The 20679-nt window shown below is 69.4% G+C and carries 15 protein-coding genes; 7 read left to right on the top strand and 8 right to left on the bottom strand.

Annotated features, from left to right (window positions below; genetic code table 11):
* Positions 1-14: 14 nt before the first annotated feature.
* On the top strand, positions 15-2261 hold the full coding sequence (locus RT2_RS22355; RefSeq protein ID WP_072847010.1) for a S8 family serine peptidase: 2247 nt from the start codon (positions 15-17) through the stop codon (positions 2259-2261).
* Positions 2262-2318: 57 nt separating this feature from the next.
* A complete protein-coding gene (locus RT2_RS22350) occupies positions 2319-4889 on the top strand; it encodes a LuxR C-terminal-related transcriptional regulator (protein WP_072847009.1) in 2571 nt (856 codons plus the stop codon).
* A 5-nt stretch (positions 4890-4894) separates the two neighbouring features.
* Here the strand turns inward: RT2_RS22350 and RT2_RS22345 are convergent, their stop codons facing one another.
* Entirely contained in the window at positions 4895-7321 is a 2427-nt protein-coding gene (locus RT2_RS22345) for a helix-turn-helix transcriptional regulator (RefSeq protein ID WP_139191141.1), read from the bottom strand.
* Between RT2_RS22345 and RT2_RS25645 the strand changes: the two genes are divergently transcribed.
* The gene (locus RT2_RS25645) at positions 7308-7670 is read left to right on the top strand and encodes a hypothetical protein (protein ID WP_139191140.1); all 363 of its coding nucleotides are present in this window, start codon (positions 7308-7310) and stop codon (positions 7668-7670) included. The two genes, RT2_RS22345 and RT2_RS25645, sit on opposite strands and share 14 nt — an antisense overlap.
* Before the next feature lie 24 nt (positions 7671-7694).
* Positions 7695-8171 carry a hypothetical protein gene (locus tag RT2_RS22335; protein ID WP_139191139.1) on the top strand — a complete coding sequence of 159 codons (477 nt, stop codon included), beginning with the start codon at positions 7695-7697 and terminating at the stop codon, positions 8169-8171.
* Positions 8172-8271: 100 nt separating this feature from the next.
* On the opposite strand, the gene RT2_RS22330 is transcribed toward RT2_RS22335, so the two are convergent.
* On the bottom strand, positions 8272-11538 hold the full coding sequence (locus tag RT2_RS22330; protein ID WP_072847005.1) for a protein kinase domain-containing protein: 3267 nt from the start codon (positions 11536-11538) through the stop codon (positions 8272-8274).
* A 378-nt stretch (positions 11539-11916) separates the two neighbouring features.
* Here RT2_RS22330 and RT2_RS22325 point away from each other — a divergent pair, with 378 nt between their 5' ends.
* A complete protein-coding gene (locus RT2_RS22325) occupies positions 11917-12777 on the top strand; it encodes an LLM class F420-dependent oxidoreductase (RefSeq protein WP_072847004.1) in 861 nt (286 codons plus the stop codon).
* A gap of 16 nt (positions 12778-12793) precedes the next feature.
* Here RT2_RS22325 and RT2_RS22320 read toward each other — a convergent pair whose 3' ends face one another.
* Genes RT2_RS22320 through RT2_RS22295 form a run of 6 tightly spaced genes read right to left on the bottom strand, consistent with a single transcriptional unit; the run spans position 12794 to position 18880 of the window.
* Positions 12794-13741 carry a pyridoxamine 5'-phosphate oxidase family protein gene (locus RT2_RS22320; RefSeq protein WP_072847003.1) on the bottom strand — a complete coding sequence of 316 codons (948 nt, stop codon included), beginning with the start codon at positions 13739-13741 and terminating at the stop codon, positions 12794-12796.
* A 28-nt stretch (positions 13742-13769) separates the two neighbouring features.
* Entirely contained in the window at positions 13770-15236 is a 1467-nt protein-coding gene (locus tag RT2_RS22315; RefSeq protein ID WP_072847002.1) for an FAD-dependent oxidoreductase, read from the bottom strand.
* Between the two features lie 58 nt (positions 15237-15294).
* Positions 15295-15732: a carboxymuconolactone decarboxylase family protein gene (locus RT2_RS22310; protein WP_072847001.1), complete on the bottom strand. Its 438-nt coding sequence runs from the start codon at positions 15730-15732 to the stop codon at positions 15295-15297.
* Positions 15729-16628 carry an NAD(P)-dependent oxidoreductase gene (locus RT2_RS22305; RefSeq protein ID WP_072847000.1) on the bottom strand — a complete coding sequence of 300 codons (900 nt, stop codon included), beginning with the start codon at positions 16626-16628 and terminating at the stop codon, positions 15729-15731. The genes RT2_RS22310 and RT2_RS22305 overlap by 4 nt, the downstream gene beginning before the upstream one ends.
* Positions 16625-17374, bottom strand: a complete 750-nt coding sequence (locus RT2_RS22300; RefSeq protein ID WP_072846999.1) for an SDR family oxidoreductase — start codon at positions 17372-17374, stop codon at positions 16625-16627. Before RT2_RS22300 ends, RT2_RS22305 begins: the two co-directional genes overlap by 4 nt.
* Before the next feature lie 33 nt (positions 17375-17407).
* Complete coding sequence (locus RT2_RS22295) at positions 17408-18880, bottom strand: aldehyde dehydrogenase (RefSeq protein WP_072846998.1); 1473 nt, start codon at positions 18878-18880, stop codon at positions 17408-17410.
* A gap of 269 nt (positions 18881-19149) precedes the next feature.
* Here RT2_RS22295 and RT2_RS22290 point away from each other — a divergent pair, with 269 nt between their 5' ends.
* Positions 19150-20007: a mycofactocin-coupled SDR family oxidoreductase gene (locus tag RT2_RS22290; RefSeq protein ID WP_072846997.1), complete on the top strand. Its 858-nt coding sequence runs from the start codon at positions 19150-19152 to the stop codon at positions 20005-20007.
* Between the two features lie 102 nt (positions 20008-20109).
* Positions 20110-20679 carry a TetR/AcrR family transcriptional regulator gene (locus RT2_RS22285; RefSeq protein WP_072846996.1) on the top strand — a complete coding sequence of 190 codons (570 nt, stop codon included), beginning with the start codon at positions 20110-20112 and terminating at the stop codon, positions 20677-20679.

Raw genomic sequence — 20679 nt, 5'->3', positions numbered from 1 at the left:
CAGGAGTACATGTCATGGCAATCAAGCGGGTCATCGCGTATCCGATGCACGAGCAGGAGTGGCTGGCGGCCGGCGCGATCGATCCGGTGCAACAGACGGACAGCTACCTGATCGGCACGATCGACGACAGCGGAATAGCGGCGCTGGAGGCACAGGGCCTGATCGTCGACGAGTTGCCTGCCGCGGGACCTCCCACGACGTCGGCGATCGCCCGAGGAGCGTTGACGGTGTCGACCGGTGTGGAGGCTTGGACTGCCGGCGACAACGACGACATGCCGGCACCGGAACCGCACGTGCCGATCCACTGGATGGTCAGTCTCGACGGCCCGCTGGATGCCGACCGGAGAACTGCTGTCGAGGCCGCAGGTGCCCGGCTCGAGGAGTACGTGCCTCGGTTCGCCTACGTGGCGACGGCGACTCCGGAACAGGCCGAGGACCTCGTCAATCTGCCATTTGTTCACGAGGTGGCCCGGTACGGTCCGGAGGTAACCGGACCGATCACCCTGACCGACGCCGCTCGAGGCGAGGATGACGGACAGGAATCGGCGACGCCGCGTCGGCGTGTCTGGGAGTTGTGGCTCTCCGAGGAGTCCGTGCGCGATTCGGTCCGGGGCTGGTTGTCAGACCGGCAGGTGGCCGTCATCGGCGCGGGAGGCCGGAAGGTCCGACTCGAAATGGACCCCGACCCCGCGCTCGAAAGTCGCATTGCGACGTTGCCCGGCGTCCTGAGCATGGTCGAGTACGTGCCGCCGAAGTTGTGCAATGACGTTGCGCGCGTGATCCTCGGGGTCACCTCGTCGAACCCGGGCCATGATCTGGCATACCGCGGTGCGGGACAGATCGTCGCGGTGGCTGACACCGGACTGGACGAAACCCACCCCGACTTTCAGGGACGGGTTGCTGCTGCGGTGGCCCTGGGTCGGCCGGGTAACGCATCGGATCCGAACGGGCACGGCACCCATGTGGCGGGTTCAGTTCTCGGAGACGGCGTCTCGTCGGCCGGTAAGTTCCGTGGGGTGGCACCGGAGGCGCGACTGTACTTCCAGTCTGTTCTGGATTCGGGTGGGGACCTTGGTGGACTGCCGGTCGCATTGGAGGACCTGTTCGAACCCGCATACCAGGCCGGCGCTCGGATCCACAACAACAGCTGGGGTGCCGCCACCGCATCGGCCTACACGGTGAACTCGAACGAGGTCGACGACTACGTCGCCAAACGGCGGGACATGCTGATTGTCATCGCAGCGGGAAACGAGGGGACGGCGGCCGCGCCGGTCAACTCCGCACCGGGGTTTGTGGACTGGCTGTCCTTGGGGTCTCCGGCATCCTGCAAGAATGCGCTCACAGTCGGGGCTGCCCGCAGCAGCCGCACCTCCGGTGGCATTTCCACCAAGACGTACGGCGGAGTGTGGAGTCGGGACTTTCCGAACCCGCCGATCGCCACGGACAAGGTGTCGGGGAACCCGGAGTGCATGGCCGCATTCAGCAGCAGGGGGCCTTGCGACGACCACCGGATCAAGCCGGACCTCGTCGCACCCGGCACCGACATTCTGTCCACCCGATCGTCTTCGGCGCCGGCGGCAAACTACTGGGGTCAGCACGCGAACTCCCGCTACGCCTACATGGGCGGCACCAGCATGGCCTGCCCCCTTGTCGCCGGCTGCGCCGCGTTGGTCCGCGAGTACTTCGTAGCGGAACGGGACACGACGCCCAGCGCCGCGCTGTTGAAGGCAACGCTCATCAACGGAACACGCTGGCTCAGCGGCGCAGACGCGACAGCAGATCACCGGTTACGGCCCAACTACCATCAGGGCTTCGGGGAAGTGGACCTGGGAGACACGTTGCCGAGCCCCGCTGAGCCGACCTTCCGACTCGAGTTCGTGGACACGTGGAAGAGCACAGTGCTGCGGTTCACCGAAACGGGGCGGGCCTTCCGTTTCACCGTGCAGGTGGGAGCGGGACTCCCGCTGCGGATTTGCATGGCGTACACCGATCTGCCTGGTAGAGCGCTGCAGAATGACGTCAGCATGATTGTCGAGGATCCGGGCAGGCGGAAGTTCGTGGGCAATGCCGATCTGCCAGGCAGCATTCGGCGGCCCTCCGACGCAGAGAACAACGTGGAGGTTGTCCGTGTTGAGGACCCCACGCCTGGCCGCTGGGTGATCCAGGTGTTCGCCCGCAATCTCCTGCGCGGCCCCCAGGACTTTGCGCTGGTTGCCACCGGGGAGCTTGCCTCGCCACTACGCCGGGCCACGCAGCCGTAGCAGTCGAAAGCCGCTGATCTCGCGCGTCCACCAACTTCGGCGGCCTACAATCCCTTAATGGTCCTGAGGTGGCCATCGATCGCGTGGGGGGACGAGATCATCGCCGCCTCACGGGGCTCGACGCGCGGGGTGGTGATTGTCGGTCCCGCCGGGGTGGGGAAGACGACCCTGGCGCGGGCCATTGCGTCACGAAACCGCCGCAACAGCCTGTGGGCCGTCGGCACGGAGTCATCTCGACGGATTCCGCTGGGGGCCTTTGCCCATCTGGTCGAGATCGACGCGACCACCGACGCGGCCGCGGCGTTCGCGACTGCCCGCTCCGTCCTCGAGAGCCGCGGCCGTCGGACGACGATCGTCGTGGACGACGCCGACCTGCTCGACCCGCTGTCTGCGGCCCTGGTCAGGCAGCTCGCCGAGGACGGAATCGTCCACCTGGTCGTGACGCTGGGCGGCGGCGAAACCACTTCGGACACCGCGATACTCACCGATGGGTTGCTCGAGCGCGTCAACCTCACAGCCTTCGGTCACGACGAGTCCGCGCGGGTGGTCGAGTCCGCCCTCGGCGGGCCGTTGGACCAGGTCAGCGCCGAGTGGATATGGGAGGTGTCGGAGGGTAACCCGCTGTACCTCCGGCATCTCGTGGAGGGGTCCTGGGGGGCGGGGCTGCTGTATGAGATCGGGCGCGTGTGGCAGCTACGCTCCCGGCCCGTCATGACCGCGGAGTTGGCGGCCCTGCTCGCGTCGCGCCTGCGCAACGTGGCACCCGGCGCGTTGGAAGTACTCCGGCTCCTGGCGTTCGGCGGCGTGCTCGAGGTGGACGTTCTTCACCATGCCGCGTCGCCTGACGCGGTCGTGGCGGCGCACCGCAGCGGCCACCTGCGGATCGGTTTCGACGGGGCAAGACGCGTCGCGCGGCTCAGCCACCCCATTCTGGGGCAGGCGATCCGGGAGCGATCCAGCGCACTGGCCGCGCGCAGCCGGCGGGGGAGAATTGCACGAGCCCTCGCCGACCGCGGGACGCCCGGCGATCAGCTCCGGCTGTCGACGCTCGCCCTGGACAGCGATGTCGAGCTCGACGGCGGTCTCCTGGCCGCCGCGGCCGAGCGTGCGCTGGCCCTGGGCGACCATCCCTTGGCCGAACGCCTCGCACAGTCGGCCCTGGCCCGCGGCGGCGGAGTGAGAGAAGCGGTGGTGGTGGCCCGGGCGATGATCTGGCAGCGTCGGGCCGACGAGGCCGACACGCTTCTCGCCGCGTTCGACCCCGACCAGATGTCCGAGCCCGAGATGTTGACCTGTGGTCTGTGGCGTTCGATCAGCCTCTTCTTCGGTGAGAAGCAGGCCGCGGCCCGTCAGGAGTTGGCCGGACTGCGGGCGCGGGCGACGACCAGCAACGGGAAGGACGTGGTGACCTCGGCGGAGGTCGTCTTCGACTCGCTCGCCAACAAGGTGCCGCGCTCGATCGAGCTGACGCGGAGGCTGTTCGGGGCCGAGCATTGCGCGGCTCTGGCAATGGTGTTGGCCGTGTCCGCGGGCGGGATCGCCATGGCGCGTGCGGGTCGCGCCGATGACGTGCCCGCAATCGCGGCGCGCGGCGTGTCGGCGGCGAGGGCCGATGGGTTCGTGTTCGGCCAGACCCAGATCGGTGCTGCCGAAGTGTTGGCGGCGACGCTGTCGGGGAACCTTGCCGACATCGGCGCGGTGCTCGACCGCTGCTCGTCGGTGCCGCTGCCCGGTCGGTCGAGGTGGGTGGTGGAGGGCTACATCCGCGGTCTCGCGCACCTCGCCACGGGCCGTGTGGCTGATGCGGAGGATCAGTTTCGGCGCGGCCGCGCCGCCGCCATGAACGGCGGCCCGCAGTTGTGGATCGTCCTGTGCTCCGTCGGCCTGTGCCAGGCGCTCGGCGCACTGGGGCAGGCAGAGCAGGCGACCGAAGCACTCGAAAGCGCCCGGGAGTCCTTCGGCGAACACCTCGCGTCGTTCGAACCCGATCTGGTGCATGCCCGGGCCTGGGCCGTCGCCGCGCGGGGCGAGTACCCCCGCGCGATCAGGGTGGCGCGAGAGGCGGCCGCCCTCGCGCGGGCCGGCTCGATGTTCGGACTCGAGGCGACGGCACTCCACACCGCCGTGCGGTTCGGGGACCGGTCGGCCACCGGTCGGCTCCGACGCCTTGCGCGCCGCGTCGACGGCCCACTCGTTCGCGTCGCTGCAGGGCACGCCCAGATGTTGGAATCCCATGACGGTCACGGATTGGACCGGGTCGCAGCACAATTCGAGGAGATGTCCGCCAACCTGCTGGCCGCCGACGCGGCGGCGCAGGCCGCGGCGGCGCACCGACGGAACGGTGACCGTCACGGTGAACAGCGGTCGGCGGCAACGGCCAGGCTGCTCGCGTCTCGGTGCCCCGGCGCGCGCACCCCCGCGCTCGATGCGCTCGAGAACCCGACACCGCTGACCGCCCGAGAGAACTTGGTTGCCTCGCTCATTGCCACCGGAATGACGAATCGGGAGATCTCCGAGCACTTGACCTTGTCGGTGAGGACGGTCGAAGGCCACGTGTACCGCATGTTCGCGAAGCTCGAGGTCGCGGATCGGGAAGCCTTGGTGGACAAGCTTCGTCGAGGAAATTAGGGCGCCTACTGGCCGTTCTCCATACGGATGGTCTCGGCCAGCTCCGCCCGGTCGGACACGTCGAGCTTCGTGAAGGTGCGGTAGAGGTGCCCCTCGACGGTGCGTGTCGACACGGCCAGCCGATCGGCAATCTCGTGGTTCGTCAGTTTGGTAGCGGCCAGCAGGGCGATCTCGTGCTCACGCGTCGTCAGCGGTAGCGGGCTGGCCGCAGCCAAGATTGCCGGCGTGCGTGCACCGCCGCACTGCTGTGCGAGGGAGTATGCGCGTGCGGACGTACCCAGCTGGTGGCGGCGATCACCCGCTCGCCGGTACGAGTGCGCAGCCTGGGCGTACGCGTCCGCCGCCAACAGCCGTGCACCCAGCTGATCGAACCGGGCTGCGGCAGAAAGCAGTCCGCTGCAGTCCGACGCGGCCATCGCAACGGCCTGTGCGGCCATGGGCGCAATCAGGAAGCCGTCGACGACGTTCGACAGCGCGGTCAGCCGGGAGGCAACAGAGCGGTCACCGAATCGGACCGCGGTGTGCATCGCCTCCGCGGCGACGGCCAGCAGTCCGTATTCACCGGCGGTGTCGGCAGCCCGACGCGCGAGCCCAATGGCAGCTCCGAGGTCGCCCGATCCGGCCGAGATCCATGCCCGAGCGATGGCGAGGTCAGGTTTGTAGAGCAGCGTGTTCTCCCCGAAAGAGGCCTCCGCGCGCCGAACTGCGGCGATCCCGTCGGTCTGTCGGCCCGACAGTGCCAGGGACTGGGCGAGGAGGAGATTGGCAAGCACTCGCCATACGGGGTTGGACCGACCGAGTATCGCGATGACCGATTCCAGCCGGTTTCTCGCCTCGTCGAGCCGTCCCATGGCCAGCTCGAGCTTTCCGAACGATGAACTCATGCCGAACCATGCGACGTCGTGATTTCGTGCCATCTCGAGGTACTGCTGTGCCGAGCACTCTGCCCGGTCGAACTGTCCGGTGTAGGTCAGCGCCAGTACCTCGCCGTGTCCAACTGCGAATCTCAGTGCGGACGTGTCGGAGTCGGCGGAACTGAGGGCTTGTCGTGCCCACGGGGGTACCTCGTATCCGCGTCCGATCAGGCTCAGCGCGAGACAGCCCGCGCTTCCGGCCCACATCAGGGCGCCCGGTGGGGCGGTGGACGAGTCGCGGATTCGGCAGGCAGTCTTCGCCGCGGCGGAGGCGTGACCGATGGAGACGTCGATGGTTGCGCGGGCGGCGTTCAGGCAGTCGAGGCCCGCAGGCGTGGTGACGTGCGTGCCCGCTGAATCGAGTACGTCCGATGCGCGCCTGCGTGCGTCCAGGTTCCAGAAGAGGTTTCCCGCACGAAGCACGGCCCATCGGACGAGGTCCGACTCCGCGCTGCCCGTCACATCCAATGCGGACAGGAGCCGCTCCGCTTCGTCGCCCCGGTCGGTCCAGGCGAGTGCCCCGGCGCGGATGAGTTGGGCTTGGAATCCGCCGCCACCCGCAGCAGCGGCTCGAGCCAGGGTTTCTGCGCTGTCGAAGGAACAGAGCGCCGTAGCGTCGGCAGCGGCTGCGGTGAGCGATGGGGCGCTCGCCTTGCGGTCGCTGCCGAGGAAGAGTTCCGCCGCGCGGATGCGCTCGATCGGACCCGTGGCGTCCTCGCCGAGTCGGGTTGCCAGCTCGCCCCGGATTCGGCGGGCCGCCGGAACGTCCACGCTCTTGCGGACCACTTCGCCGAGGAACGGGTGTGCCAGCCGCGCCACCAGTGTCGAGCCCTCGCTGCTGAAACGGACAAGGCCGAAACGCTCGGCCGCCAGCATCGACTCCTGGCTGGTCAACTCGCCGAGAACGGTCAGGTCGAGGGGCTCACCGAATGCGACCAGTGCGAGGACGCGACGGGCGGCGAGAGGTGCACAGGCGCACTGGCGATGAAGGCGCAGCCCGAGCTCCAGGGTGATGGCGGGCTCACCGCGTAGGTGCCAGATCCCGTCGCTGCAGCGCAGGCTACCCGCGGCCAGCGAACCCTCGACCAGGTGCCGAAGATACAGAGGATTGCCCTGCGTGGTCGTCCAGATGCGTTCGGACGTGGTGCACTCCACCGGACCGCCGAGGGCGGCAGTGAGTACCGTGTCGGTTTCGCCGCGATCGAAGCAGCCGAGGGTGATCCGGGCGAATCCTCGGTCCTTCCACAAGGCGGTGATCGCGTCGGGTGCGGGCTCGCCCGTCCGGATCGCCACGACCAGCGAGACGGCGCCGTCGGTCGCGAGCTGATTGAGCAGTGTGGCCGACAGCGGGTCGAGCAGGTGCGCGTCGTCCACGACGATGGTGCCGTTTCGTACTTCCTGAGCGAGGGCTTTGTGGGAATCCGACAGCATCGCCGCCAGCTTCCACGGGGACGTGTCGTCGACGCGTTGAGCCAAGGCGCCGAACGGCGTGTGTTGCGCCGCTGTGGTGCCGATCATCCATTTGACGGGGCGGTTCCGGGAAGCGGCGGAGTCCGCGATCAGCGTGCTCTTTCCGGTGCCGGCGAGGCCATCGAGAAGTACGCCGCGGGGACCGTCGGTCGATCCCAAGGCCTCGACGATCGCGGTGGATTCCGCTCGCCTTTCGATCACCGGCCACGGCTGGTGCACAGCGACGATTCTAGTCCGTGCTCGCACCGGGACGGGTGCCCGATCATTCTCCTCCACCCCGGCCCAGCAGTCGTGGGCGCTCGGCGCGATCCGCAAGCCGGTGGTCGACAACCAGCGGTTTGCGTCGGTGTGGGATCAGGTGGTCGCCTACGATGGCGCCTACGTGATGACGCCGTAGCGTCGGCTGGGGGGGGCAGGGACGATGAAAATTACCAGGGCAGTTGTGGTGTCGGTTGTGGTGGCGGCGTCGCTGACGGGCGGTACCGCCGCGGCGTCGACCGGGTCGTCGGCCGACCCGGTGGGGATCTCGCCCACGTACACGCTCGGCGGCGGGGCGATCGGGTGCGTCGGGACGGTGGACGCCCACTACGATCCGAACGCCCTCTTCTTCGGGCAGAATCCGACGATCTGGGTGCGACCGGAGTTCACCTTCGTTCCGGGTGTGTTCCAGACCCCGTACTGCGGCGTCGAGGCGACCCTGCGCTGGAAGAACCTGGACACCGGAGCGAGCGGAGTCTTCCCGGGGCGGCCGGTGCCGCTCGGCGACGACACGCCGCTGTCGCCGACGGACGGGCTGTGGGTGCCGATGACCGCGCCCACCGGGGTCGGGCGGATCGAAGTCCAGATCGACACGAACTTCCCGCACGTTCCGGGCCGCGGCACCATCGTCGTCGACTGAGACCGTCGACGACTTTCGTCGAAGTCACCCGGACGACCGCCGCGACCGCCTCGTCGGAGGCGATTGCGCTGGTCGTCCGGTTCGACGGTCGCCAGCCTGGTCAGCCCTGGTTGCGATCGACGATCCAGGCGGCGATCTGCGTTCGCGAGGTGAAGCCCAGCTTGGCGAGGATGCGCTCGACGTGTCCCTCCGCGGTCCGCTGCGAGATCACGAGCTTGGCGGCGATGGCGCTGTTGGTCAGCCCCTCGGCGACCAGGCCGGCGACCTGCAGCTCGCGCCGGGTCAGTGCAGTCTTGTCCGAGGCGGTCGCCCGTGGCCGAGACGGCTCGCGGGACTCGGCGAGGGCGTACGCGACGGCCTCTCCGAAGTTCGCGGACGCTCCCTTCCGGTATCCGGCGTCGTACGACTTCTGGCCGAGCGCCTCGCGGGTCCGTCGCTCGCACTCGTCGTGCTGTGCGCGCAGGCCCGGGATCGCGATGTCCGGCAGGCCGCCCGTCTGCCGCATGGCCTGTGCGCAGCCCAGCAACACCGCCGACCTCGTGTAGTTCCCGCCGGCCGCGGCGATCCAGGCCAGGCCCTCGAGGCTCGGCGCGGAGCCGAACGAATTGTCGACGGACCGGGACAGTCGCAACGCCTGTTCCAGCAGCGCGATCGCTCGCTCCGGATCGGTCGACCACACCGCCAACCCGAGCGTCCGCACGGCCCACGACCGGAACGCGAGCTCGCCGCGCGGCTCGGTGATGTCCAGCACCTGTGAGAGGAAGTCGGCCGCCCGCTCCGCTTGTCCGAGTAGCCCGGCGGACACCTCGGCGCCGGTCAAGGTGATGACCCGCAGGAGGTGGTTGTCGGGCGGACACGCCTCCAGGACAGCATCGAAATGTGTTGCCGCGGTGGATATGTCATTGGCGCCCAACGCCAGGACACCTGCGGCGTACCGCACGGTGGCGGCGACGTCAGGGCCGTCCGCGTCCGTTGCTGCCGCGCGCGCCCAGCCGATCCATTCGGTGCCGGTCTCGATGTCGCTCCGAAACGCGTTGAGCGCCGCGCCCAGGCTCACGGCTCGCACCCACTCCGCGCCGCGCGGAACCCCCTCGACGGTCAGCATTCGTTCGGTCCAGCGAGCGCCCTCGTTGATCTGTCCGCTGACAAGCCAGAACGAGTACAGGGCGGCCGTGATGCGGAGCCCGGCCGCTACGTCACCCGGCTCCGCCATGCTGGCATCGAGTGCCTCGCGAAAGTTCTGCTGATCGAGTTTCAGTCGGGCGATCCAGTCCAGCTGGCGGGGTCCTATCCAGTCGGCTTCGGCCCTCAGGGCCAGGCGCTCGTACCAGTCCAGGTGGCGGCGCCGCATCTGTGCGGACTCGCCGGTCGCCTCCAGTTTCTCGAGACCGTACTCGCGGATGGTGTCCAGCAGCCCGTACCGCCCCGCCGTCGCCGTTTCCTCGTGGATCAGAATCGACTTCTCCACCAGCGACGCCACCAGGTCGAGCAGCTCGTCCGGGGTGAGGTCGGCGCCGCAGACCTGTTCCAACGCGGTGAGCTCGAAGGTGCCCGCGAACACGGACATGCGAGCCCACAACTGTTGCTCCCGGGGGGTACACAACTCGTGGCTCCAGTCGATGCACAGCCGGAGGGTCTGCTGCCGGGTCGGGGCGGTGCGTCCGCCACGGGTCAGGAGCGTGTAGCGGTCGGTGAGCCGCTGCAGGATCTGCTCGGGTGACAGCGCCTGCAATCGCCCCGCCGCCAGCTCGATCGGCAGCGGCAGTCCCTCGAGCCGATGGCAGATCCCGGCCACGGCGGCCATGTTGTCCTCGGTCAGCGTGAATCCCGGAAGGACCGACGCGGCGCGTTCGGCGAACAGCGTCACCGCGTCGTAGCTGGGCAGTCCCGCCAGGTCGAGCTGGCGGTCGGGGTCGGGTGCGCTGAGCGGCGGAACCCGCAGTGTCGCCTCCCCGCCGATGCCGAGCGATTCCCGGCTGGTGGCTATGATGCGCAGCCCGGGGCAGTGGCGGAGCAGGGTCTCGGCCAGGTCCGCCACCGCGTCGATCACCTGCTCGCAGTTGTCGAGCACCAGGAGGATCTGGCGAGGCTCGAGGTACTCCGTGAGGACCGTCTGCAGCGGCTCGCGGGAGAAGGACTGCAGTCCGAGGGCGGTCGCCACCACGCCGACCAGCAGCGACTCGTCGTGTAGGTCGCTCAACTCGACCAGCCACGCCCCTTCGGCAAAGGCGCGCTCGGTGCTCTGCGCGATCCGCAGCGAGAGGCGGGTCTTCCCGACGCCACCGATTCCGGTGAGCGTCACCAAGCGGGAGGACGAGAGCAGCTCCTTCGCCTCGGCCAGTTCGTTGCGACGGTTGACGAAACTCGTCAGCTCCGCGGGCAGGTTTCCCCTCCCGCCCCGCGTCGAGGGGCCGGTCCGCGGGAGCCCGCCACCAGTCGGCGGACGCTCGGCTCGCTTCGGACTGGTCGGGGACTTGAGGGCCATCTCGTCGACCGGAAGTCCGTGGCGGAACTGGATCTCCCGCAGTTCGTCGCCGAACTGTGCCGCAGTCGGGCGGGCGCCCGGATCCGCGGACATGGCGCGCTCGATTGCCCCGGCCACGTCGTCGGGAATGTCGAGTTCGCGCAGGTTCGGCACGGGCTGAGAAGTGATGCGCAGGAACTGCGCGACGACCTGCTCGCCGGTGCGGCGTTCAAAGGCCGCGTGGCCGGTGAGGGCGCAGAACAGCGTGGAGCCGAGGCTGTACACGTCCGCGGCGGTGCTGGGCGGGCCACCGCCCAGGACCTCGGGTGCGGTGAAGGCCGGGGTGGCGGTGAACGTGCCGGTGGCGGTCTCGAACCCGCCGGGGAGGTGAGCGATGCCGAAGTCGGTGAGCGCGGGCTCGCCGTAGTCGGTGAGTATGACGTTCGCCGGCTTGACGTCGCGATGCAGGATGCCGAGCCGATGCGAGGACTCCACCGCACCGGCCAGCTTCACGCCGAGTTGCAGTGCCTGTTCGAGTGACAGCGGGCCGTGGTCGCGGATGCGCACGTCCAGCGAACGCTGCGCGTGATAGGGCATCACGAGGTAGGGAAGGCCGCTCGCGGTGGTCCCGACCTGCAGGACGTTGACGATGTTGGGGTGCCCGGTGAGCCGGCCCATCGCCCGCTGTTCTCGGATGAAGCGTGCCCGATTCTCCTCGTCGAGGTGGGCGGTGAGCACCTTCACGGCCACGGTGCGGTCCAGGCTCGCCTCGGTGCAGCGGTAGACGACGCCGAAGCCGCCGCGCCCGATCTCGCTCGCATCGGCGAACCCGACGGCGGCGAGTTCCGGCGTCGCCGACGGGGGCACACCGCGCTGAGTCACGAACGGGTCGTCACCGGCCATCGGTCATGCCGATCCGCCGCGTGTGGCGTCCTCGACGATGCGGCACGGCACTCACCTCACGGCAGATCCCGGAACGTCGTGGCCGACCGGGACACTGCCCGGCAGGCCTCTGGAATCCCATACTGCCACCCGGCAACGGCTGGACGCCGCATGCGACGAAGCGCACCGTTGGGGTTGGCTTCGTGAACGTCGGAACATGTGTCATGTTGCTGGTGGGGGACAGGATCGCGTGGCTGGTCCCGGCCCTTGCAGCGTCCGGTGAACGAGTTCTAGATATGGGATCGAGACCGATCGGTCTGGACACCTTGGCAAACAGCTGTCCAGCTAATAGTCTCGGTCTGATTCGAGTGCTCGCAGACGGCGCAAGGGAGACCTACGGTGAAATTCGGTATCACGCTGTTCACGAGTGATCGTGGGATCACGCCGGCCTCGGCCGCCGCGGCCGCGGAACGTTGTGGCTTCGACTCGTTCTACGTGCCCGAGCACACCCACATCCCGGCCCGCCGTGACGCCGCCCATCCGCAGACCGGTGACGAGACGCTGCCCGACGACCGGTACATGCGCACCCTCGACCCGTGGGTGGCGCTGGCGACGGCCTGCTCGGTGACCGAGCGGATCAGCCTCGGCACCGCGGTGGCCCTGCCCGTCGAACACGACCCGATCACCCTCGCCAAGACCATCGCCTCCCTCGACCACCTCTCCGGCGGCCGGGTGATCCTCGGCGTCGGATACGGCTGGAACCTCGACGAGCTCACCGACCACGGTGTCCCGCCGGGCCGGCGCCGGACCATGCTGCGCGAGTACCTCGAGGGAATGCAGGCGCTGTGGTCGCAGCAGGAGGCCGAGTTCGACGGCGAGTTCCTGAAGTTCGGTCCCAGCTGGGCGTGGCCCAAGCCGATTCAGCAGCCGCGGGTCCCCGTCGTGGTCGGGGCCGCGGGCAACGAGAAGAACTTCAAGTGGATCGCGCGTTCTGCTGACGGCTGGATGACGACCCCGATCGAGCAGGACATCGACGACAACGTGCTGTTGCTGCGACGCATCTGGACGGAGGCCGGCCGCGAGGGCGCTCCCCGGATCGTGGTGCTGGCGGGCAAGCCCGACCCGGAGCGGCTCGCGCGCTGGGACGACCTCGGCGTCACCGAGGTCGTGTTCGGGGTACCCGACAAGTCCGAGGCCGAGGTCGTGGCCTACCTGGAGAGGCTCGCCGGCAAGCTGGACCGTACGCCGGTCGCGCGCTGACCCGCGGTGGGCGGGTTCAGCCCAGAGCCGCAGCCCGACCCTCCTTGCGGGCCTTGGCCAGCCCGCGCCGTGCCAGGAAGCCGTTGGCCAGCAGCAGGATGGTCTTGTTCGCGGGTGCGCGGAAGCCGAACTCGGTGTGCGGCGCGTAGTGCGCCTCGGTGCCGGTGACCTCGAGCCAGCCGGAGTTCTGGCGGGACTCGAGGCCGACGAGCTGGGCCCGGTAGGAGTGTGCGAGCAGCCCGGCGCGGCGGCCGCCGGGCGGCACCCAGGCGGGCACCCGCAGCCGGACGCCGTCGGCGTCGGCGTCGATCACCCTGGCCGGCGCGACCACCGGGTACCGGTCCGCGTCGCGGTAGGCGAGCAGCAGGTGGGGGAGCCGCGCGGCCCGCTCGCCGATTCTCGCCGCGTCCACCCGCGGGCCGGTGCCCTTCTTCGGTGGCGACTGCGGCGCGGCGGCGGCCTCGGGCCGTGGTGCTCCGAACACTTCGGGCTCACCCTCCGCGTTCGACGAGGGCCAACTGAGGACCCGGGTCACGGTCACCGTCACCAGCACCCGGTCCTCGTAGTACGCGTGCAGCCACCGGCCCCAGAACCGTCCCGTCTTCGGTGCGCCCATGAACGGCTCCGAGACGGTGCCGATCTCGTCGAGCGTCGCGCGGTCGGGGTGCGGGTCGAATCGGGCCTCGCCCTGGACGAGGACGAACCGCGGGTCGGGTCGGTCACCGACGCCGTGTTCGCGGGCGTGGAAGGCCAGCGCGACCCGCGGATCGTCCCTGATGTGCTCGAGTTTGCGGCCGAAGCCGAGCGAGGTGGTGAAGCCGACCGTGCCCAGTTCGCGATCGCGTATCCCGAACGGCGACACCGACGTCACCACCGCCCCGCCCGCCGGGGTGAGGCAGGCGAGACCGCAGGTGAGGTCGCCGCCGATGATCGCGTCGACGTCGTCCGACCACGTGACCGGCATGAGTCGAGGCTACTCGCGCAGTAGCCGCCTAGCCCTTGGCGGCGGAGATCCCGGCCCGGCGACCGTAGAAGCTGCCGTCGCCCAGCGAGGTCCCGCTCGCGTAGCCGCCCGCGCACACTCCGGACGTGCAGCGGCCGGCGGCGAACAGGCCGGGGATCGGCTCGCCGCTCACGTGCAGCACCTCCGAGTTGATCGTGGTGCGCAACCCGCCGAGGGTGAACCCGGCGGTGAAGTTGCGCAGGTCCAGCGCCGCGACAGGGGAGCCGATCGGCTTGCACCACTCGGCCTTCTTGCCGAGCACCGGGTCCTCGCCGTTCGCGGCGTGCCGGTTGTAGACCTCGACGGTGGCCTGCAGCGTGCCCGCCGGCAGTCCCATGTCGGACTCGAGCTCCTCGACGGTCTCGGCGACCCACTTCGGCTGGAACCGGAAGAAGGGGGTGGAACTGTCGGCCGCGCAGCCCTCCTCGTAGGCCGCCTCGTCGATGACGAGGTATGCCTGGTTGCCGTTGCGCAGCAGCGTCTCCTGACCGATGCGGCCCGGGTAGGTGTCCTCGTTGACGTACCGCTGACCGCGAGCGTTGACGAGGATGCCGCGGGCCATCAGCTGCGGATCGCCGAAGAACGCGACCTCGGTGGCGTCCATGTGCGCCAGGTCCGCGCCGATGGCCTGTGCCATCTGGATCGACTTGCCGTCGTGCTCCTCGATCGAGGCGCCGGGCTTGCCGATGAGCTGCGGGGCGAACGCCTGCACCATCTCCTTGTTGTAGGCGAAGCTGCCGGTGGCCAGCACGACTCCCGTACGGGCTCGGATCGCGAGCTCCTTGCCGTAGTGCTTGGCGACGATGCCGACGACCTGGTTGCCGTCGACGATCAGTCGCTGCACCCGCATGTCGTACTCGTGACGCACGCCCAGCTCCTCGGCCGTCTCGACCAGCGGCTTCATCAGCATGTAGCCGCCGCCCTTCTCGCCGGTGCGCTTGCCGGTCATCTGCGGCACGTGCCCGCGCGGGGCGGGGGTGGCGACGGTGTTGAAGGGTGCGGCGTTCTCGCCGCCGGAGTACATCAGTCCGTCGTCGTAAGGGGTCTCCCAGCCGGGCTGGCCGTAGAAGCTCTCCTTGAACGGCACCCCGTTGTCGACGAGCCAGTTGTAGTGCTCGACGCTGCCGTTGCAGTAGTCGGTGATCTTCTCCTCGTCGGCGCCGGGGCCCAGCGCCGCCATCATGAACGCCTTCATGTTCTCGGGGGAGTCCTCGAACCCGAGGGCCTGCTGCAGCGGGGTGCCGCCGCCGAGGTAGATGAAGCCGCCGGCGAGGGCGGCCGCGCCACCCCATCCGCTGGTTCGCTCGAGCACCAGCACGTCGGCACCGGCGCGGGCGGCTTCGATCGCGGCGCTGACGCCGGCGATGCCGTAGCCGGCGATCACCACGTCGGCCTCGTGGTCCCAGGCCTGCACCTGGTCGACGGACAGTGGGCGGATGGGGGTGGCCTCGGCCATGGATCGGGTCCTTCTCTCGAGAGTTGTTGCCTTCAGCGGAAGTATTTCCGCTGCGGCCTCAGCCCGTGGTCGAATCGGCGGACTCCGCGGCCGCCGCCTGCTCCGCCTCCCGGGCGGCCCTGCGCCGGTCGGCCTTCACGGCGATCAGCGCGTTGTTCAGCCCGGTGCCCAGCGGCCAGCCGACGTAGTGGCACAGGAAGATCGCGGCCTCCTCGCACTGCTGCTCGGTGAGCTCCTCGTTGTGCAACGCCGCATTGAGCTGGATCTTCGCGACGTCGCCCTGCCCCTGCGCGGTGATCGCGCCGAGCAGCAGCAGCCGCCGGTCGCGCAGGCTCAGGCCCGGCCGGGTCCAGATGTCGGCGAACAGGTGGTCCGCGGTCACGGCGAAGAAGTCGCCCGGCACGTCCGTCGGCATCTCCCAGCCGTACACCTGATTCATCATGGCGACGCCGCGCTTGCGGGCCTCCGTGGGGTCCGAGCCGTTCTGGTCGGTCATGCGTTCTCCTTCACGGTGGATTCTGCGATGGTTCCGGTGCCGACGCCCAGCCCCGGACCCAGTCCGGCCAGGGCGCGCAGCGTCAGCGGAAGGTCGACGCCGAGGCGTTCGCCCAGGTCGAGTGCGAGGGCAAGGTCCTTCTCGCCGAGGTTGCGGACGTGGCTCAGGATCGAGAACCAGCCGGCGGACTCGGCGACCGGGGCGGTGGTCTCGCGCAGCATGATTGCCCCGGCGCCGCCGGTGATCGCGTCGGTGTGCCGGACCACCTTGCCGAGTTCGCGGATGTCGAGACCGGCGGCTTCGGCGAGACGCTGGGCCTCGGTGGCGGCGGTGAACGAGATGAAGTGGAGCAGGTTGCGGGCCAGCTTCATCCGCGTTCCCGCGCCGACGTCGCCGGCGTGGACCACCAGTTCGGCGAAGGCGCCAAACGGCTCACGGACCGCGGCGAACGCCTCCTCCGGGCCGCCGACCATCACCGCGAGGCGGCCCTGCTGGGCGCCCGGCGCACCGCCGCTGACCGGTGCGTCGATCAGGTGGACGCCGGCCTCGGCGCAGGTCCGGGCGAGTTCGACCGCGGTGACGTCCGAGATCGTGGAGTGCACCGCGATCACCGTCCCCGCCCGCGCGGTGGACAGGATGCCGTCCGGCCCGGTCACCACGTCACGGACCTGGGCGTCGTCGAGCACGGTCACCGAGATCACCGTGGCCTCGGCGGCGACGGCGGCCGAATTCGCCGCGACACGTGCGCCGGCCGCCGCGAACGGCTCGGTGGCCTCGGGACGGGCGTCGCAGACCACCAGGCCGCCGGGCCAGTCGAGCAGCCGTTTGGCCATCGGCGCGCCCATGTTGCCGAGTCCGATGTAGCCGAGCGTGGTGTCGGTGGCTGCCGCGGTCATGACCGGTAGACCTGTCCGCCGTCGACGTTGAAGATCTGGCCGGTGACCCAGCCCGCCTCGTCGGAGAGCAGGAACAGGCACATGCCCACCAGGTCGTCGGTGGTTCCCATGCGCTGCAGCGGAATTCGCTTGACCATGTCCTTGACGATGTTGCCGGGGGTGACGGTGCGGGTGGCCTCGGTGTCGATCGGGCCGGGCGCGATCGCGTTGATGCGGATGTTCGACCAGCCGAGTTCGGTGGCGAGCTGCTGGGTGAGGCTGTTGACCCCGGCCTTCGCCAGGCCGTAGTAGTTCGAGTACAGCCAGGCGGCGGTGGAGGACTGGTTCACGATCGAACCGCCGTTCGCGCGCATGTGCGGGACCACGGCCCGGCAGACCTGCAGTGCGCCGTCCATGTTCACGGACATGAACTTGCGGTAGTAGTCCCAGTCGACGGTCAGCAGCGAGTCGATCTTCATGTCGCCGTAGATCGCGGCGTTGTTGACCAGGTGCTCGATGCCGCCGAACTTCTCGACGGTGAAGTCGGCCAGCGCCTGGGTCGACGCGCCGTCCGCGACGTCGACCTCCTTGAACACCGCGCTGCCGCCGTCCGCGGCGATCTGCTTGGCCACGGTCTCGCCGAGCTCGCGGTTCAGGTCCGCGACCACCACGTTGGCGCCCTCGGCGGCCAGCGCCTTCGCATACCCCTCGCCGATGCCCTGCGCCGCGCCGGTGACGATGGCGGTGCGTCCGTCGAAACGTCCCATGGGAAGTCCTGCCTTCTGCTGTCGTGGAATGAACTACGCGGATGCGGGGGAGGCGACGAGCTTGGTCTCCAGGTACTCCTCGAAGCCGGCGACGCCCATCTCGCGTCCGATTCCGGACTGCTTGTAGCCGCCGAAGGGTGCGTCGGCGCTGTACCAGACGCCACCGTTGACGCTCAGGGTTCCGGTGCGGACGCCGGCAACCACCCGGCCGACCCGTTCGGGGTCCGTGCCCCAGACAGCGCCCGAGAGTCCGTACGGGGACTCGTTGGCGATCCGCACGGCGTCGTCGTCGCCGTCGTGCGGCAGGACGACGAGCACGGGACCGAAGATCTCCTCCTGCGCGACGCGGGCGGAGTTGTCCAGTCCGGTGATCAGCGTCGGCTCGACGAAGAATCCGCGGCCGAAGTCGGCGGGGCGCCCGCCGCCGGTGACGAGGGTGCCGCCCTCCTCGACCGCGAGCCGCAGGTAGCCCTCCACGCGGTCGCGCTGGCTGGCGGAAATGAGTGGGCCGCACACGGTTCCGGGGTTCGTGGGATCAGCGGGCCGGATGCCGGACATGGTCTTGGCGGTCGCCGCCACGGCCTCGTCGTAGCGCGCCCGGGGTACCAGCAATCGGGTGGTCAGCGCGCACCCCTGACCGGCGTGCATGCACACGGAGAACGCCGCGTATGAACTGGCGGCCTGGACGTCGGCGTCGTCGAGGACGATGAAGGCGGACTTGCCGCCGAGTTCGAGGAACACCTTCTTCATCGAGTCCGCCGCCGCCCGCATCACCGCCTTTCCCGTCGCGGTGGATCCGGTGAACGAGACCAGGTCGACGCGCGGGTCCTCGGCGAGTTGGGCGCCGATCCGGTGGTCGGTGGAGGTGACGACGTTGACCACGCCGGGCGGGATGTCGGTCTCCTCGGCGATCACCTTCCCGACCAGCGCGGCGCACCACGGAGTGTCGGGGGCGGGCTTGAGCACGACGGTGTTGCCGGCGGCCAGGGCCGGGCCGAGCTTGGCGAAGTTGATCTGGTGCGGGAAGTTCCAGGGGGTGATCGCGCCGACCACGCCGACCGCCTCCTTGAACACCCGTCGCCGCGTGGCGACGCCCATCGGTGTGGCGGTGCCGAGATCGGTTTCCCAGGAGTAGCTTTCGGCCAGATCGGCCCAGTACCGCAGGTCGGCGATCGGTCCCTCGAGCTGGGGTCCGCTGGTGAGTAGGGCGGGGGCGCCGACTTCCGCGATGGTGATCTCGCGCAGCTCCTCGAGGTGGGACTGCAGCGCGTCGCAGAGCTGCCGAAGGCACCGTGCGCGGAAGGCGTGGTCGCGGCTCCAGTCGGTGGTGTCGAAGGCGCGTCGCGCGGCCCCGATTGCGGCGTCCATGTCCGCGGCGGTGCCCTCGGCGGCGAGGCCGACGATCTCTTCGGTGGCGGGGTTGAGGACCTCGAAGGTGCCCCCGGACCCCGGAATCAGCTTTCCGTCGACGAGCAGTGCCGAGCTGTCGGTTGGTCGGAGCGTCATGCGCAAACCCTTCCTTTCTGGACAGGTGTCTGGACTATAGTTCGCACAGTTGTCACGCGCAATGAGTATCGGGCAGAAGAGATTTCGAAATCGGTATCGACAAGTGAGGGACTTCGTGTCTACTCTTCGTCACACCACCGCGGCGCCCGGAAGGCATAGTGCCGGGACGGTCGCCATCGCGCACCGGACTCGCGGTCCGGTGCGTCCGCGGGTGGGTGCAGCGTGTGCCCGATCACCGTTCCCTGTTCGTTCGTTCGGAGGGAGATGCAATGAGCCGAGTTGCAGGCAAGGTAGCGTTCGTCACCGGCGCGGCCAGGGGTCAGGGCCGCAGTCACGCGGTCCGGCTGGCCGAGGAGGGGGCCGACGTCATCGCGTTCGACATCTGCGAGGACATCGGCACCAACGAGTACCCGCTCGCCGGTGCGGGGGACCTCGCCGACACCGCGAAGCTGGTCGAGAAGACCGGCCGCCGGGTGGTCGCCGCCAAGGTCGACGTCCGTGACAGGGTGGCGATGGAGGCCCGGTTGGCGGAGGCGGTGGCCGAACTCGGCGGGCTCGACATCGTCGTCGCCAATGCCGGGATCTGCCCGCTGGGCAACCACATTCCGGTCATGGGCTTCGTCGATGCGTTCGACGTGGACTTCGTCGGCGTCGTCAACACCGTGCACGCGGCGATGCCGCACCTGAGTGCGGGGGCGTCGATCATCGCGATCGGGTCCGTCGCCGGCCTGGTGCCGCAGACCGGATTCAACGGCCAGCAGGCGCTGCAGGGGCCGGGCGGGGACGGGTACGGGCTGGCCAAGAAGATGATCGCGACGTACACGAGTTCGCTCGCGCTGACCCTCGGCCCCAGTTCGATCCGGGTCAACGCGATCCATCCGACCAACTGCAACACCGACATGCTGCAGAGTCCGCCGATGTACAAGACGTTCCGTCCGGACCTCGAGAACCCCACCGGTGAGGACGCGGCGGTGACCTTCCCGTTCATGCAGGCCATGCCGATTCCGTGGGTCGAGCCGGAGGACATCTCGCACGCGGTGCTGTACTTCGCCTCGGACGAGTCCCGGTACGTGACCGGCCAGCAGTTGCGCGTCGACGGCGGCGCCGGCATGAAGATCGGACTGTAGGGCACGTCGCCCTGCTGACCAGCCGTGATGACGATCGAGACGGGCCGGGGCGGCGCCCGGCGGGATCGTTCCGGGCCTCGAACTGTAGTAGTGTCTGGACATGTGTCTAGTCAAAGTTTCGAGTCCACCCGCCGGCGCCTGACCCCCAAGCAGGCCGACACCGTCGACAGGCTGTGCGCGGCCGCGGTGGAGGTGCTCCGCGAGGAGGACTTCGCGGGCCTGACGGTACGCACCGTCGCCTCACGTGCCGGTGTCGGTCCCGCCACCGCCTACACCTACTTCTCCTCCAAGGAACACCTGGTGGCCGAGGTGTTCTGGCGCCGGCTCTCGCGCTCGCCCCGGCCCGAGCCCTCGGACTCCGGCCGCACCGGTCGGGTGGTCGCGGTGCTTCGCGACATCGCGCTCCTGCTGGCGGACGAGCCCGGCCTGTCCGCCGCCGTCACCAACGCCCTGCTCGGCGGCGATCCCGACGTCGAGCACCTGCGCGGCCGGATCGGCCTCGAGATCCGGGGGCGCCTGGAGGGCGCACTGGGTGCCGGACACGACCCCGACGTGCTGGAGACACTCGAACTCCTCTATGCCGGCGCACTGCTGCGCGCCGGCATGGGATACGGCTCCTACGAGCAGCTCGCCGATCGGCTCGAGCGTTCCGCCACAATGATTCTGGAGTGA

This window comes from Rhodococcus tukisamuensis NBRC 100609, assembly GCF_001894985.1.
Taxonomy (GTDB): Bacteria; Actinomycetota; Actinomycetes; order Mycobacteriales; family Mycobacteriaceae; genus Rhodococcus_G; species Rhodococcus_G tukisamuensis.
Note: the sequence above shows the minus strand (reverse complement) of the source record. Positions and strands in the feature narration are given on the sequence as shown.

Bases quoted from the DNA above. Each gene is read 5' to 3' on its own strand.
- RT2_RS22355 (WP_072847010.1), top strand. From the start codon at position 15: ATGGCAATCAAGCGGGTCATCGCGTATCCGATGCACGAGCAGGAGTGG.
- RT2_RS22350 (WP_072847009.1), top strand. From the start codon at position 2,319: ATGGTCCTGAGGTGGCCATCGATCGCGTGGGGGGACGAGATCATCGCC.
- RT2_RS22345 (WP_139191141.1), bottom strand. From the start codon at position 7,321: ATGATCGGCACCACAGCGGCGCAACACACGCCGTTCGGCGCCTTGGCT.
- RT2_RS22335 (WP_139191139.1), top strand. From the start codon at position 7,695: ATGAAAATTACCAGGGCAGTTGTGGTGTCGGTTGTGGTGGCGGCGTCG.
- RT2_RS22330 (WP_072847005.1), bottom strand. From the start codon at position 11,538: ATGGCCGGTGACGACCCGTTCGTGACTCAGCGCGGTGTGCCCCCGTCG.
- RT2_RS22320 (WP_072847003.1), bottom strand. From the start codon at position 13,741: ATGCCGGTCACGTGGTCGGACGACGTCGACGCGATCATCGGCGGCGAC.
- RT2_RS22315 (WP_072847002.1), bottom strand. From the start codon at position 15,236: ATGGCCGAGGCCACCCCCATCCGCCCACTGTCCGTCGACCAGGTGCAG.
- RT2_RS22310 (WP_072847001.1), bottom strand. From the start codon at position 15,732: ATGACCGACCAGAACGGCTCGGACCCCACGGAGGCCCGCAAGCGCGGC.
- RT2_RS22305 (WP_072847000.1), bottom strand. From the start codon at position 16,628: ATGACCGCGGCAGCCACCGACACCACGCTCGGCTACATCGGACTCGGC.
- RT2_RS22300 (WP_072846999.1), bottom strand. From the start codon at position 17,374: ATGGGACGTTTCGACGGACGCACCGCCATCGTCACCGGCGCGGCGCAG.
- RT2_RS22295 (WP_072846998.1), bottom strand. From the start codon at position 18,880: ATGACGCTCCGACCAACCGACAGCTCGGCACTGCTCGTCGACGGAAAG.
- RT2_RS22290 (WP_072846997.1), top strand. From the start codon at position 19,150: ATGAGCCGAGTTGCAGGCAAGGTAGCGTTCGTCACCGGCGCGGCCAGG.